At 36.9% G+C, this 13,907-nt stretch carries 14 protein-coding genes; 6 read left to right on the plus strand and 8 right to left on the minus strand.

Annotation, left to right across the window (positions count from 1 at the left end):
- Positions 1–211: 211 nt before the first annotated feature.
- From mntC to ACFCT9_RS11445, 3 genes are read right to left on the minus strand one after another with little or no spacing between them, the layout of a single operon-like run.
- Positions 212–1,144 carry a manganese ABC transporter substrate-binding lipoprotein MntC gene (gene mntC, locus ACFCT9_RS11435; protein WP_412519407.1) on the minus strand — a complete coding sequence of 311 codons (933 nt, stop codon included), beginning with the start codon at positions 1,142–1,144 and terminating at the stop codon, positions 212–214.
- Positions 1,141–1,977 carry a metal ABC transporter permease gene (locus ACFCT9_RS11440; protein ID WP_412519408.1) on the minus strand — a complete coding sequence of 279 codons (837 nt, stop codon included), beginning with the start codon at positions 1,975–1,977 and terminating at the stop codon, positions 1,141–1,143. Before ACFCT9_RS11440 ends, mntC begins: the two co-directional genes overlap by 4 nt.
- 24 nt (positions 1,978–2,001) lie before the next feature.
- Positions 2,002–2,715 carry a metal ABC transporter ATP-binding protein gene (locus ACFCT9_RS11445; RefSeq protein ID WP_412519410.1) on the minus strand — a complete coding sequence of 238 codons (714 nt, stop codon included), beginning with the start codon at positions 2,713–2,715 and terminating at the stop codon, positions 2,002–2,004.
- Between the two features lie 125 nt (positions 2,716–2,840).
- Between ACFCT9_RS11445 and ACFCT9_RS11450 the strand changes: the two genes are divergently transcribed.
- Positions 2,841–3,497, plus strand: coding sequence for a metal-dependent transcriptional regulator (locus ACFCT9_RS11450; protein ID WP_412519412.1), 657 nt, complete (start codon positions 2,841–2,843; stop codon positions 3,495–3,497).
- Between the two features lie 171 nt (positions 3,498–3,668).
- Positions 3,669–4,370 carry a phosphatase PAP2 family protein gene (locus ACFCT9_RS11455; protein ID WP_412519414.1) on the plus strand — a complete coding sequence of 234 codons (702 nt, stop codon included), beginning with the start codon at positions 3,669–3,671 and terminating at the stop codon, positions 4,368–4,370.
- Between the two features lie 54 nt (positions 4,371–4,424).
- On the opposite strand, the gene ACFCT9_RS11460 is transcribed toward ACFCT9_RS11455, so the two are convergent.
- The 3 genes from ACFCT9_RS11460 to ACFCT9_RS11470 form a co-directional block, all read right to left on the minus strand.
- Entirely contained in the window at positions 4,425–4,916 is a 492-nt protein-coding gene (locus tag ACFCT9_RS11460) for an N-acetyltransferase family protein (protein ID WP_412519415.1), read from the minus strand.
- Between the two features lie 10 nt (positions 4,917–4,926).
- The gene (locus tag ACFCT9_RS11465) at positions 4,927–5,679 is read right to left on the minus strand and encodes a M50 family metallopeptidase (RefSeq protein ID WP_412519417.1); all 753 of its coding nucleotides are present in this window, start codon (positions 5,677–5,679) and stop codon (positions 4,927–4,929) included.
- A 111-nt stretch (positions 5,680–5,790) separates the two neighbouring features.
- Positions 5,791–6,348, minus strand: coding sequence for a sugar O-acetyltransferase (locus ACFCT9_RS11470; protein WP_412519418.1), 558 nt, complete (start codon positions 6,346–6,348; stop codon positions 5,791–5,793).
- A 136-nt stretch (positions 6,349–6,484) separates the two neighbouring features.
- Between ACFCT9_RS11470 and tarA the strand changes: the two genes are divergently transcribed.
- The 4 genes from tarA (at position 6,485) to thrS (ending at position 11,352) form a co-directional block, all read left to right on the plus strand.
- Complete coding sequence (tarA, locus tag ACFCT9_RS11475; protein WP_412519419.1) at positions 6,485–7,258, plus strand: N-acetylglucosaminyldiphosphoundecaprenol N-acetyl-beta-D-mannosaminyltransferase TarA; 774 nt, start codon at positions 6,485–6,487, stop codon at positions 7,256–7,258.
- A gap of 156 nt (positions 7,259–7,414) precedes the next feature.
- Complete coding sequence (locus tag ACFCT9_RS11480; RefSeq protein WP_412519420.1) at positions 7,415–8,632, plus strand: MFS transporter; 1,218 nt, start codon at positions 7,415–7,417, stop codon at positions 8,630–8,632.
- A 32-nt stretch (positions 8,633–8,664) separates the two neighbouring features.
- The gene (locus ACFCT9_RS11485) at positions 8,665–9,015 is read left to right on the plus strand and encodes a DUF2200 domain-containing protein (protein ID WP_412519422.1); all 351 of its coding nucleotides are present in this window, start codon (positions 8,665–8,667) and stop codon (positions 9,013–9,015) included.
- A 429-nt stretch (positions 9,016–9,444) separates the two neighbouring features.
- Entirely contained in the window at positions 9,445–11,352 is a 1,908-nt protein-coding gene (gene thrS / locus ACFCT9_RS11490) for a threonine--tRNA ligase (RefSeq protein ID WP_412519424.1), read from the plus strand.
- A 935-nt stretch (positions 11,353–12,287) separates the two neighbouring features.
- On the opposite strand, the gene ACFCT9_RS11495 is transcribed toward thrS, so the two are convergent.
- The gene (locus tag ACFCT9_RS11495; protein WP_412521673.1) at positions 12,288–12,659 is read right to left on the minus strand and encodes a DUF2294 domain-containing protein; all 372 of its coding nucleotides are present in this window, start codon (positions 12,657–12,659) and stop codon (positions 12,288–12,290) included.
- A gap of 356 nt (positions 12,660–13,015) precedes the next feature.
- Positions 13,016–13,813 carry a teichoic acids export ABC transporter ATP-binding subunit TagH gene (gene tagH, locus ACFCT9_RS11500; protein WP_412519426.1) on the minus strand — a complete coding sequence of 266 codons (798 nt, stop codon included), beginning with the start codon at positions 13,811–13,813 and terminating at the stop codon, positions 13,016–13,018.
- Between the last annotated feature and the right edge of the window lie 94 nt (positions 13,814–13,907).

Below are 13,907 nucleotides of genomic sequence, written 5' to 3' on the forward strand. Positions count from 1 at the left end.
TTATGTACAAAAAAAGCGACAGTACTTGAGGAATACTGTCGCTTCGAAAATCGATGTCATCGCAAGCACCGATTTTCATAAAGTGGTGTGTGGTCCAGTGGGAGGAAAGACCACAGCTTATTTATGTTTAGGATAGATTATTTATGGATTAGCGGAAAGGTAATGGACATACTAGGAGGTCTTTTTTCCGCTAATTGGAAGGATAATTTGTTTACTTCATGCTTTGATGAACGGTTTCAATGTTAGATTCCATCATTTTGTAGTAGGAATCTCCTTTACTACCTTTTTTGCCAATAGAGTCTGTGTAGACTTCTCCGGAAATTGGAACGCCAGTTTCTTCGCTCAAGCTATTCATACTTTTATGATCGACACTTGTTTCGACTAATAGATTTTTTAAGTTATGATCTTTAACGAATTTGATGGCCTGTTTCATTTGTTCTGGTGTTCCTTGTTTTTCAGTGTTGATTTCCCAAATATAGCCGGGAGTAATGCCATATTGTTTTGAGAAATACTTAAATGCGCCTTCACTTGTGATCATAGCGCGTTGATCTTTAGGAATGTCATCGAACTTGTCGTGACTGTCTTTATTTAACTTTTCAAGTTTATTGAGATAAGCATCACCTCGTTTTTCATAGTCTGATTTGTGTGCTTTATCATGTTCAATTACAGCTTGTTGAATATTCTTCACATATTTGATGCCGTTCTCTAGACTTAACCAAGCGTGAGGATCTTGTTTTGTCTCATCGCCTTCAGCACCGTTCAGGTAAATCGGTTTAACGTCTTTAGACACGCGTACGACACTATCATCTTTAGTTGTTTTGCCAGCTTGGTCTAAAGCGTGTTTAAACCAGCCATTACCTGTTTCTAGATTCAATCCGTTATAAAGGATGATATCTGCGTCTGTTAAGGCTTTGATGTCTTTAGGTTTGACCTCATATTCATGAGGGTCTTGGCCGATAGGAACTATGCTATGTATATCCGCATGGTCCCCGACGATATTGTCGGCCATGTCATATAGTATTGAATTGGTTGTGACGATTTTAAGTTTGTGATGATCAGAGGCTGTTGAATTTGAATCCTTGCCTCCGCCACATGCTGCTAATAGTAATAACATGATGGCTAATAATGGTACTAATTTTTTCATGATGTAACTCCTTTTTTGATTTTAAGAGTCAATTTTGAATAGATAAATGTACCGACATAGATAGCAAACGCACACAAGACAATTGTTGCACCGCTAGGGATGTTGTAAATGTAGCTGAAGTACATGCCGACAATGGCACTGATTACACTAATCAGACTGGCTACAATCATCATTGACCATAATTTTTTAGTAATGAGGAAAGCCGCTGATGCAGGTGTAATCAATAGTGCAACAACGAGTATAATTCCCACAGTTTGAATGCTTGCGACTGTCACAAGTGACAAGAGCAGCATCACAAAGTAGTGGATGGCTGTTGTGTTTAAACCGCTCATTCTACTAAATGTTGGATCGAAAGTAGAAATCATTAATGGGCGGTAGAAAATGATGATAAGCAGGAGTACTACTATGCTGACAATAATCGTCGACCAGTATGCACTGTTAGTAATCGCTAGCAAATTACCGAACAAGATATGATACAAGTTCGTCGTACTATTAATCAAGCTGATAATAATAACTCCGGTAGCTAAAAATGCTGTAAAGCTGATGCCGATGGCTGCATCTTGTTTGGTTTTGCTTTTTTCTGAAATAAAACCAATAAAGAGACTTGCTAACATTCCAGTAACTAAAGCACCGACAAACATCGGAATTTTAAACAGGAATGATAGGGCAACCCCTGGCAATACAGCATGGCTCATCGCATCACCCATGAGTGACAACCCTCTTAATACAATCAGGCTGCCGACTGTTCCGCACACAATGCCGACACAAATGGAAATAATCAGGGCGCGATTCAAAAATTGATACTGTGTGAGTTGTTGTATAAATTCGTACATAAATCTGACTCTCTTTCTAATTCTTTAATTGCGCTGTGGTTGATTCATGAATGTTTCGTTTAAACGCGCTGAGGTCATTGCTTCTTCGCTAGGTCCGAAATAGCGTAAAGTTTGATTGAGCAGAATGACACGGTCGAAATACGTAGTGGCTTTAGATAGGTCATGATGCACGATTAAAATTAATTTGCCTTCGGCTTTTAAGCCTTCAATTTTACGCATAATTAATTGTTCACTCGTAAAATCAATGCCTACAAAAGGTTCGTCTAATAAGTAAAGGTCGCTCGTTGACATCAAGGCGCGGGCAACTAACACACGCTGCAGCTGGCCACCGCTTAATTGAGAGATTTGGCGTTTGCGTAAATGCGTTAACTGCATTTCTTCTAACAATTGTGTTAAGCGCTGTTTGATAGATGCAGAAGGACGTTTAAACCACCCAATTTCTTTATAAGCACCTGATATCACGACGTTTTCAACGTCAATTGGAAAATCTAAATCTAAGTAAGCTTTTTGAGGTATGTAAGTGATGTTCTTAAGTTGTGATTCAACAGGCTGATCGTTTAATAATTGTATGCCTTGTGATTTAAACTCTCCGATTAACGCTTTGATTAATGAGGATTTGCCTGCACCGTTCGGACCCATAATACCGATAATTTCACCATGTACAGGGATAGACAAGTTGATGTTATGTAAGACATGCTTGTTGCCTAAATACAAATCCAAATCTTTAATTTCTAACAATACCACACCTCCTAAAATAATTTTTAGGGTAACCTAATTTATTTCATCATAAGGCATGAATTTTCGCGTGTCAAGTCTTTTCGTGATACAATAAAGTGAATCTGGATGGAAGGAACGGTGACAAGATGTTAACGGAAGAAAAAGAAGATTACCTCAAAGCAATTTTGAATAATGGCGGTGCAACTTCATTCGTTACAAATAAAAAACTTTCTCAATACTTAAATATTAAACCCCCATCCGTGAGTGAGATGGTCAATCGTTTAGAAAAAGCAGGCTACGTAACTACAAAACCTTATAAGGGTGTGAAATTATCCGAAGAAGGTTTTGAACATACCTTAGAAATTATTAAACGCCATCGCTTATTAGAACTTTTCTTGATAGAAATATTGAAATATAACTGGGAAGAAGTACATCAAGAAGCAGAAGTGCTTGAACATAGAGTGTCTGATTTGTTTGTAGAACGTTTAGATTCATTACTCGATTATCCGTCTACATGTCCACATGGCGGTGTGATTCCAAGAGATGGTAAATTTGAAGAAATTTATAATGACTCATTAAAATCATTCCAAGCAGGGGATCAAATCATAATTCGTCGTGTACGTGATCGTACGAAGTTATTGATTTATCTCTCAAGTAAATTTATTTCAATTGGAGATAACGTAACCGTGATTTCTCGTGATGATACCAATGAGGTTATTGCGATTCAAAAAGGGGAAGACCCATTGATTATTTTAAGTTATGAAAATGCGGCACATATTTTTGGAGAATTAGTGGAAGTGTAAATAGAATAGAAAGCAATTGGTTGAACCAGTGACGTAATCTTTTAAGGTTGCGTCTTTTTTGTCTGGTCATCCAAATTGATGAGAAAGATATCCGTCCTTGTACCTATGGATAATTCAAGAAATCGTCATATAATGATAAAAAAAGATAAGAGAGATAAAAGAGGTACAAAGATGAAGGGGAATACAACACATCAATCAGAAAAAACTATTTTAGTTGTGAGTTTATTAATTTTCTTATTTACCATGGTTGGGACCTATTTGAAATTAGTTATCTTACGTCATATGGATCAATCGACATTAAATTGGTTTACGCAAACGTTTGGCGAACCCAAAATGCAGTTTGGCCATGGTCTGCTTAATGATTATATGGACGCACTAGCGACGTATGGAGATGTTTTGACGTTTGTCGTCATGTCTATCGTTATTGCGATTATATTATTATTTAAACGCTATTATGTATTAAGTTTGTGGTTGTTAGGCACAGTGGCATCAGGCGGTATATTAGGGATTGTTTTCAAAGACCTAATCCATCGTCATCGCCCGTACGATCACTTGCTTGCGGATACAGGATTTTCTTTCCCAAGCGGGCACTCATTATCTAGCACATTAATTGTGATTATTATATTTGCGGTGTTTCTTCCAAGAGTGAAACAACGTGCCATACAAGTGAGTATTGGCGTCGTACTTTTTGTCTTATGGACGAGTATTTTATTCTCTAGAATGTACTTCCATGCACATTTCTTAACTGATGTCATGGGTGGTGTTTCATTAGGTATTGCCTGGGTTATGGGCGCAATTATGTTATACCGTTATTTATTAATGAAACTGCCGCAGATTAACTTAATTCGACAAGGTAAAACATATGAAATTTGATATAACATGAAGAAGCTTTGCGGTGGAATGCCGCAAAGCTTCTTTTTAATTCTATTAAATTTGTTTGCCCCAGATATTTAAGTCTAAGCGTGCATCATCGATATGTGCAATTTGCGGTAGTTCTCCCCAAAGAACGTAGCCTTGTTTTTCAAATAATTTATTGCACGGGATGTTTTGTGCGAAAACATAGCCCGTCAAGTAATGGATGCCTAACGCTTTGGCTTCTTGTTCAAGGCGTTTCATCACTTTCGTACCGATTCCTTTCCCACGGATATGCTGGTCTAAATAGATACTTATTTCTGCCGTTTCATCGTATGCAGGTCTGCCATAGAAATGATTCAAACTTGCGTAGCCGATAGGGCGTTGTTCTTCATCAATCACTGTAAATAAGGGACGTGTTGAATCATGATTGTCAAAGATGTGTGCCATGTCTTGTTCTGTGACCGCATCTATATCTGCTGTGATGTTACGTGCAGCGATAGATTGATTATAAACTTTTGTAAATAATGCTAAATCAACTTGTGTTGCTGGACGAAGTTTTACCATGTATATCACCTTAATTCTGTAAAAGTAGAATATTGATAATAGCGTACACGATATAGATATTAAAGGCAATCCATAACAAGCTGAAAAACACGACAGGAATGCCAGTTAATCGACGTAAAGTTAAACCATCCCAGTCAATCATTTGTTTCGTGAACGTTAAAGTAATGATTGTCCAAGTCGATTGAAGTAATTCACCGAACAGGACGCCTAAGATAAAGTGATAAACCAAGGATAAAATAATAACAATAAACTCAGGTTGGCCATTTTGAACCAAACCGTAAATCATGATACCTAATAAGAGAGTAAGTAAGATTGGAATGCCTTTTCTAGATGTAATCAGCACAAAGTAAATAAAGAGTGCCAGGTAACTCAATACAAAGAGTGAAGGATAATGGTAGTATCCCGCAAAGAGTCCGACTGCCAACATCAATGGCGGCATTAAGTAACCGCCGAGTGTCGTAATAATCATTGTTACTCTGCTGCTAGCTCTTGTGACCGCAAAACCTTGTCTGGATGTTTGTATACGTTCTCTAGGAGAAGTGACAATGACTAAGTCTTCGGTATGTCCACCACTCGCTTTATTAAATAAAATATGACCGAATTCATGTGTAAGTACTGGAATATAATTTAATATAATATCTAAAATCGCAAAGCTTGGTTTATGACGATTGCGATGTACAAATAGATACGCAATGGCGATTAATACGACCCAATAGAGATGGAGGGTCATGGAAGTACTTAAAATATCTTTAATCAACTGCATAATTTAACCTCTTCTTGAATTAGAAAAAGCTGAGATACATCATCTCAACTTTTATGTTATCTCTATTGTATTAGATTTTAAATGCTTGCGTCTTGCGTCTTCGGACCTATTTTAATCAATTGGCACATCTTTGATGTAGCGTGCGGGATTGCCTGCGACCACTTGATTTTTAGGCACGTCTTTAGTGACAACACTGCCCGCACCAATGACTACATTGTCGCCAATGGTAACACCTGGCAAAACAATTGCACCTGCGCCAATCCACACATGATCACCAATGGTAATGGGGGAACCTAATTCTAAGCCAGTCGCACGTTCCTTCGGATTCAAAGGATGTGTGGCGGTAATCAATTGTACATTCGGACCTAATAAGACGTGATTACCGATTGTAATTTTGGCCACATCCAGCATAGTCGCATTAAAATTCGCGTAGAAATGATTGCCGATGGTAATGTTGTAGCCATAGTCAAAGCGGATATCTGGCTCAATGAAGACTTCTTCTCCGCAAGTTCCCACACTTTGGCGGAATAAATGCATACGTTCTTTAATAGAAAAGGCATTGTTGATGGCTTTTGTTGCGTGGCGTGCTTTATGACGTTCTCTCACTAATTCAGGATCTCTTGAGTCATAGAGCTGTCCGCTTAACATTTTGTCTTTTTCACTTGTCATAGTATCTAACCTCTTTGATTGTCATAATGATTTCAGATTACCACTTATTGTGAGTAATGCAATCAATTCAACTGGCGTGTATAATAAGATGAAATGAATCTATATCATTAGAGGTGCAAGTTAGGAGTTTGAAGCGATGAGTATTCAACAAAAGCATAAACAAAATAAAGTAGATGTTTTGTCTGTTCAATTTGACAATGTGACAATGGAAGAGATGAGAGAAGCGGTGTTGCGCTTTAAAGAGGCAGATACAACGGATAACATGTTTATCGTAACCGCCAATCCCGAAATTGTAGATTACGCATTAGAAGATCAAAGCTATCATGATTTAATTAGTGAAGCGGATTATATCATCCCAGATGGAACAGGGATTATCCAAGCGGGCAGAATATTAGGTACGCCCTTAAAAGAACGTGTGCCAGGTATCGAATTTATGGCAACATGTTTAGACATTGCGGAGCGTTACCATCAACGTGTCTTCTTATTAGGCGCTTCAGAAGATGTTGTCGCAAAAGCCAAACAAGAACTACAACAGCGTTATCCTCATATTACCTTTGATGCCCATCATGGCTATATTGATTTGAAGGATGAACAAGTAGCTCGTAAAGTAAGCAAATTCAATCCGGATTATGTCTTTGTCGGTATGGGTTATCCCAAACAAGAACAATGGATTAAACGACACCGTCATCGCCTTCAACATACGTTGTTGATGGGAGTAGGCGGATCAATTGAAATTTATAGCGGCACTAAAAAGCGCGCGCCTCTATTATTCCGTAAAACAAACCTTGAATGGTTTTACCGCCTAATTACAGACTGGAAACGCATGGCAAGAATGAGAAGACTGCCACACTTTGTTAAAAAAGTATTTAAAGCACGCTTGAAAACAAGCAAACATTCACGCAAATCATAATGACAAACCCGCTTGATATGGACTGTAACACCATAACAAGTGGGTTTGTCTGTTTTGTGGAACCTTATATAGAATTGTTGTGTGTATAAAAAAACAGATTATAATAATAACAATGTTGCGAAATACATAATATTTAATGCATCAAGAGGTGACAACATGAAAAAAGGGATTCTATTATTGATTTTCGATTTAGTTTCGACCTTTGGTTCGGAAATCTTTTTCTTTGCTTGTTCGTTTTATATTTTAAGGGAAACAAGCAATGGTACATTATACGGTTTCGTTATAGGTATGATGGCTGTAGTTCAAATTGTGTTAGGTCCAATTATGGGGAACCTGGCAGATTATAAAAGTAATCGAAAGATGATCTTCATTGCGCAATTATTAAGCGTGCTATCCATCACTGTATTTTTAGTGGGTTATCAAAATCACTTATGGGCACTGGTTGTTTTAATGATGATGCTTACTGCGACTGATGTTCCTGTGGGTCTAATCATTGAATCTAATTTAGCGAAGATTACAGGAGACCAATTAGAGCGCTTTGTGTCTTTAAGAAATATTGTGATTATGGCCACATCATTTTTAGCGCCGGTAATTGGCGGTATTGTCGTAGGATTCCTATCTATTGAACAAATGGGGTATGTGATTTTAGTGACTGAATCACTCGCCATGTTGACGATAGCATTTATACCTTTAAACAGACATGTGGAAAAAGAGAACCAAGCTTTCATCAATAATTTCAAAAATGGTTTTCACTACATATGGGCAAAAAAGGATTTAGCGACGATGGTGGTTTATTTGGCAGTGATTAATATTATTTTGTATGCGATACCGATTGGCATTTCAATGTTAGCCATTCAAAAGATGCACTTATCTTCAAGCGCTTTTGGATGGATAGAAGCTTCTTTAACAATCAGCATGGCGTTAGGCAGTATTATTCTTGCGATTTTCCCTCCTAAACAAAATTTACGTTTATATTTAATTGGATCGAGTTATACGATTGCGATGATTTTCTTTGCGTTGGCATTGGTGACTATGATGGCAACTGGAAATTTAACTGGGGTATTAGCACTGATTGGCGTTTATATTGTATTAGGTTTCAGCGCACAATACAGTAATATTCCACTTCAAATCTACTTCCAAAAACGTATCGAGGAAAGTTATAAAGCAAGGGTCTTCTCTGTCAGCTTTGCGCTCAGTCAATTCACCAAACCTTTAAGTATTATGTTCTTCAGCTTTATTCTTGGCTTCAACTACACACTTGTTTTTCTAATTACAGGAATAATCTTCGTCATGATTGTGGTCACATTTACCAAAATTGTGCCAAAGGATGTGTTTGATGACGGCATCAACACGCCATCAGAAGAAGGGGTATAATGGAGATAAATATAAGAAAAGGAGTGACGTGCGTGGCAAGACATAAAATTTATGATATGGCATTCGCAAGTGTTTATCCGCATTATGTGACAAAGGTTGAGAAAAAAGGGCGTACAAAAGATGAATTGCATGAAGTGATGACTTGGTTAACAGGATATGATGAAGCAGGTTTACAACAAGTTTTAGATAAGCAAGTATCGTTTGAAGATTTCTTTGCGCAAGCACCTGACTTAAATCCGAACCGCAAGTTGATTACAGGTGTCATTTGCGGCATTCGTGTTGAAAACATCGAAGCACCTTTAATGCAGGAAATTCGCTATTTAGATAAGGTCGTAGATGAGCTCGCAAAGGGTAAGCCATTAAATAAAATAATGAGGAAATGATTTAGAGAATAAAACGTTTTCAAGTTTTACAAAATGATGAACTTATAAAAAATATATTGCAGAATCGTAATCGTTACGATACAATGTACTTAATTTAAAAACGGATTCGATGAAAAAGATATGAAATACAAGATTTAAGTCAGAGATAGAAAGTCAGCGGCTGGAAGCTTTCTAATTACTTAAGCTTGTGTTTTACTCCTTTTGAGATGTATGTGAAAGCATACCGACTAATGGCATGTTACGTCATTCTAATGAGGAAGCAAGTTGAGACTTCTAGGAGAGCAACTCCAAATGATGTCTTGTTTAACGACTTGTTTCGAATGTGGGTGGTACCACGAGCATAAACTGCACTCGTCCCTGTTATCAGAGGATAAGTGCAGTTTTTTTATTGAATAAAATCAACCATTAGAATTTAAGGAGGCAATAATTATGGCAGAACAAGTTATCGTTACTTTACCAGATCAACGCAAATTGGAGGTGGCACAAGGCACAACACTTTACCAAGTTGCGCAACAAATCGGCAGTTCTTTTGCGAAAAAAGTTGCGGTTGCGAATGTGGACGGCACATTTTATGGTTTGAACGAATACATCGGAGAAGATTGCCAAGTTGAATTCTTGACATATGAAGATGAAAAAGGGCTAGAAGCCATTCGTTATACTTTAGGGTATTTAGCAGGAGAGGTGCTTGAAAAACACGGTGCGAAAGTTGCGGGATTCGGTGTAAATAAAGAACAATTCTTTGTAGACTTCAAACCTGAAGAAAACTTGAAAGCAGCGGATTTAGAAAAAGTTTCTAAAGACATTCAAAAAGCAGTTAGCGCCAATCATCCTATTGAAGTTCGTGAATTATCAAAATTAGACGCATTAGACCAATTTAATGAAAATGCCTTTATGCAACATCATATTGAACAAGCCGCAGAGCCTGTGAAAGTTGCGGTGCATGGAGATTACGCAGCGGTTATCGACCAACCTTTAGTACACAACTTATCTAAAGTGAAACACTTCAGTTTACAAGCAGTATCCGCAACTAACTGGTTACGTGATGTGAACAATGAAGCATTACAACGTGTATCAGGTTTTGCATTCGCAGATGCGAAAGCGTTAGAAGACCATCAAGCGTTTATTGATAAATATGAACAAGTGAACCATCGTCGTTTAGGTAAAGAATTAGATATCTTCTCATTCTCAGAATTTGCGCCAGGTATGCCGTTCTATGCGCATAATGGACAAGTCATTCGTTTAGAACTACAAAATATGTTGAGACAATTACAGTTTGAAGCGGATTATGAAGAAGTCTACACTCCATTTATCATGGATGAAACTTTATGGAAAAACAGTGGTCACTGGGATCACTATCAAGACAATATGTACTTCACTGAAGTAGATGAACAAACTTACGCATTAAAACCTATGAACTGTCCTGGACATATGTTGATTTACAAAAATCATTTACATTCATATCGCGACTTGCCAATTCGTATGGCTGAATTCGGTCAAGTTCACCGTCATGAATTAAGCGGTTCTTTAAATGGTTTATTCCGTGTAAGAACATTCAACCAAGATGATGCGCATATCTTCGTTCGTCGTGACCAAATCGAATCAGAAATCTTAGATGTTTTAGGTTTAATTCACAAAGTATATAGTGTGTTCGGTTTCGATTACAGTATTGAATTATCTACACGCCCAGATGACTTCATGGGTGAAATTGAACTTTGGGATTTCGCGGAACAATCATTAGAAAACGTATTAAATCAACACGGTTTTGAATATACAGTCAATGAAAAAGATGGCGCATTCTATGGACCTAAAATTGATATTCACATCAAAGATGCTTTAGGACGCAGCCACCAATGCGGTACTGTACAACTTGATTTCCAAATGCCTGAAAAATTCGATTTAACTTTCGTTAACAAAGAAGGGGAAAAAGAACGTCCAGTGGTTATCCACCGTGCAATTTACGGTTCAAGCGATCGCTTCATCGGTATCTTACTTGAACACTTCGGCGGTAACTTACCATTATGGTTAGCACCTGTACAATTAGAAGTGATTCCAGTTAATGCAGACTTGCATTTAGATGCGGTAAAAGACTTGAAACGTCAATTGAAAGCAGAAGGTTTCAGAGTAGACTTGGATCTTTCAGATGAAAAAATGGGATATAAAATCCGTCAAGCACACTTAAGAAAAGTACCTTATACACTTGTTGTGGGAGATAACGAAGTTGAAAATGGTACAGTTGCGGTAAGAAAACGCGGTGCTTCTGAAGAAACTAGCATAGACGTCAAAGCATTCATTGAACAATTGAAAGCAGAAAGAGATGTTTTAAACACTGTAGAGTAAATTTGAAACGAGAATTGAATATTAAAAAATACGCATTGCAGTAGAAAGGGTAGCTGCAATGCGTTTTATTTTTTAAGGGTTATTATTTTATGGTTTCATGTGTTTCAATTAAGAAGTTGAGGGAGCTTAATTCAACACAGACTTTTTTATATTTTTATTATTTATATAGTTAAGGTTGGATTCAAAATGTTGGGCTAATTACATTTTGAATTATCTTGTGATTTCAAGATTGAGTTTAATGATTGGGTTTGGGCTGATTTCCATAAGCTTTGTGCGTTTAATCGATGGTTATAATTCAGAGCGACTTAAAACTCTGTTTTTAATTGAGTAAGGGTATAGGTTGTAAGTTTGAAATAGTAACGTATCGCATAGCAGAGTTGAGGGCACTGCGAGATGAATTGTGGGATTCATTCAGCAGATGACTATACAGAGTTACCTTATTTCAAAACTTAGTGCGCTTTAAATTTTTAGCGCGGTTTATTTAAACCATCAATTGCTGTTATAGGCATACTGGTTGCTATTTGGCACTTAAAATGAACTTATCGGTTGTTGTTAGGATTTGTTGTACAGCTATGAAAGCACTTGCGTGAGTACTATTCTTTTTCAATCAAATATTTTAAATCAAGAGGGCGCAAGTGAATCGCTGTTGTATTGTATCAGCTTTACGTATAGAGATTGGGCTGTGTTCATATACATAGAGCGCATTGTTCAGATTGGGCTAGTTTCAATCGGCTACTAAAGTGGTGAGCGTAGCGTCTTGAAAATAAATATAGAAATGAATGGTTATTTAATAAGATAAGTTCAATTTTAGCGTTTATGGAAATAAAAAAACTCGCTCCTGTTTACATACATCACCTCCTTGAAATGTCTTACGAGTTTCAAAGCAGGTTAGTAAACAGCACCGAGTACCTTACACCAATCCTAATTTATTCTATTTATGATTCAATATTGCGATCAAACACGAATATTGAAATGACTTCATCATCTTCTAAGTTCACATCTGTAAATAATTTTACAAACTTCGCACCTACCAATGCTTCCATTTCTGTAGGCGGATGTTGTTTGTAGAGTTGTTTAATTTCTTCTGTACGTCCGAATTTAAGCATTCTTTCGAATTCCTTACTTTCAGTATTACGTAAATAGAAATTTTCAACTTTACTTAGACTTCCTGTCATATGAGCAATGGCCCAGTTATCTTTGAAGAACACTTTGATTTGTTCGGGACCTTTGCCGATATGTTCCTTACGATACGCACGGACAAGGTTCGCAAATGCTTGTGTCTTATTTTGTTTAGCTATATCAATCACCTGCTTACTTGAGAAATGATATGACATATTGAAATTCAGGCTGATAATTTTTCAAGTCTGTAATACACCTTCACTTTAAAGAAAATGAAGCATGCAGCGCGACGATTGAAAGAAATACTTGTATCAAAATGTCACTTTATTTGAGCATCTGACATTAATCAAGTGTGCAATATTAATTTGCCTGTTGTTAATACACTTGTATTTAATGATAATACTTTTTTACCTTGATTTAAAGAGGTTTGTTTAAATTTTTTGTGTGGAAAGATTATGAGTTATCAATATCGCTTTAAAAGAGTGAAGCGAAAGCGCAAAAGAAAAAGCAGTTTATCCTGCGATTTCTTTTACAGTCCACTTGTTTACTTCATCACAAATCTTGTTTCATCTAAATTTTTTCGGAATGCTTTTTGGTCTGCTTTAGATTTCTTTTTAAAGTCTTTAAGAAATTGTTCGTATTTAGGCAACACGTCTTCAACATCGCCGAATTGTTTCAATCGGCCGCCTTCAATCCAAGCGATTTTCGTACAGAATTGACGTACTTGTCCGATATTATGGCTGACGAAGAAGATTGTTTTGCCAGCTTCTTTGAATTCATGAATTTTATCCAATGATTTTTGTGTAAATGTTTGGTCACCCACAGATAATGCTTCATCAATAACTAAAATATCTGGGTCGATTGTGACATTGATAGAGAAGCCGAGTTTCGCACGCATACCGCTTGAATACTTTTTAACGGGTTGGTAAATAAATTCTCCAAGTTCACTGAATTCTACAATTTTAGGTGTAAGTTTTTTAATTTCTTTTCGTGTAAAGCCCATACATAACATTTTAAATTCAATGTTTTCTAATCCAGTCAATTGTGCGTTAAGTCCTGCGTTGATCGCAATGACACTGACCTCACCATTTTTCTCGATAGAACCTGCGGTATTTGATAAAGAACCGCCGATAATGTTGCTGAGGGTTGATTTGCCTGAACCATTGATGCCGACTAAACCGATAATATCACCTTTATACGCTGTCATTGAGACGTCTTTTAACGCATAAAACGTTTTGTTCTTATGATTAGGAATGAGCGCATCTTTAATTCGTTCTTTGTTATTACGATAGATACGATATTCTTTTGTAATATTATCCATCTTTACAGATACATCTTTCATTGTATAACCTCTTCCTTAACCTCTATTTACTCTATTATAGTACATATTGCGGTGCCTAGCGGACAAAACGCATATGAATACTTCAACGCTATAA

The sequence above is a fragment of the Staphylococcus simulans genome (assembly GCF_047037175.1).
Lineage (GTDB): Bacteria > Bacillota > Bacilli > Staphylococcales > Staphylococcaceae > Staphylococcus > Staphylococcus simulans_C.

Excerpts from the sequence above, each read along its gene's own strand:
- mntC (WP_412519407.1), bottom strand. The coding sequence starts at position 1,144 with ATGAAAAAATTAGTACCATTATTAGCCATCATGTTATTACTATTAGCA.
- ACFCT9_RS11440 (WP_412519408.1), bottom strand. The coding sequence starts at position 1,977 with ATGTACGAATTTATACAACAACTCACACAGTATCAATTTTTGAATCGC.
- ACFCT9_RS11450 (WP_412519412.1), top strand. The coding sequence starts at position 2,841 with ATGTTAACGGAAGAAAAAGAAGATTACCTCAAAGCAATTTTGAATAAT.
- ACFCT9_RS11455 (WP_412519414.1), top strand. The coding sequence starts at position 3,669 with ATGAAGGGGAATACAACACATCAATCAGAAAAAACTATTTTAGTTGTG.
- ACFCT9_RS11460 (WP_412519415.1), bottom strand. The coding sequence starts at position 4,916 with ATGGTAAAACTTCGTCCAGCAACACAAGTTGATTTAGCATTATTTACA.
- ACFCT9_RS11465 (WP_412519417.1), bottom strand. The coding sequence starts at position 5,679 with ATGCAGTTGATTAAAGATATTTTAAGTACTTCCATGACCCTCCATCTC.
- ACFCT9_RS11470 (WP_412519418.1), bottom strand. The coding sequence starts at position 6,348 with ATGACAAGTGAAAAAGACAAAATGTTAAGCGGACAGCTCTATGACTCA.
- tarA (WP_412519419.1), top strand. The coding sequence starts at position 6,485 with ATGAGTATTCAACAAAAGCATAAACAAAATAAAGTAGATGTTTTGTCT.
- ACFCT9_RS11480 (WP_412519420.1), top strand. The coding sequence starts at position 7,415 with ATGAAAAAAGGGATTCTATTATTGATTTTCGATTTAGTTTCGACCTTT.
- thrS (WP_412519424.1), top strand. The coding sequence starts at position 9,445 with ATGGCAGAACAAGTTATCGTTACTTTACCAGATCAACGCAAATTGGAG.
- tagH (WP_412519426.1), bottom strand. The coding sequence starts at position 13,813 with ATGAAAGATGTATCTGTAAAGATGGATAATATTACAAAAGAATATCGT.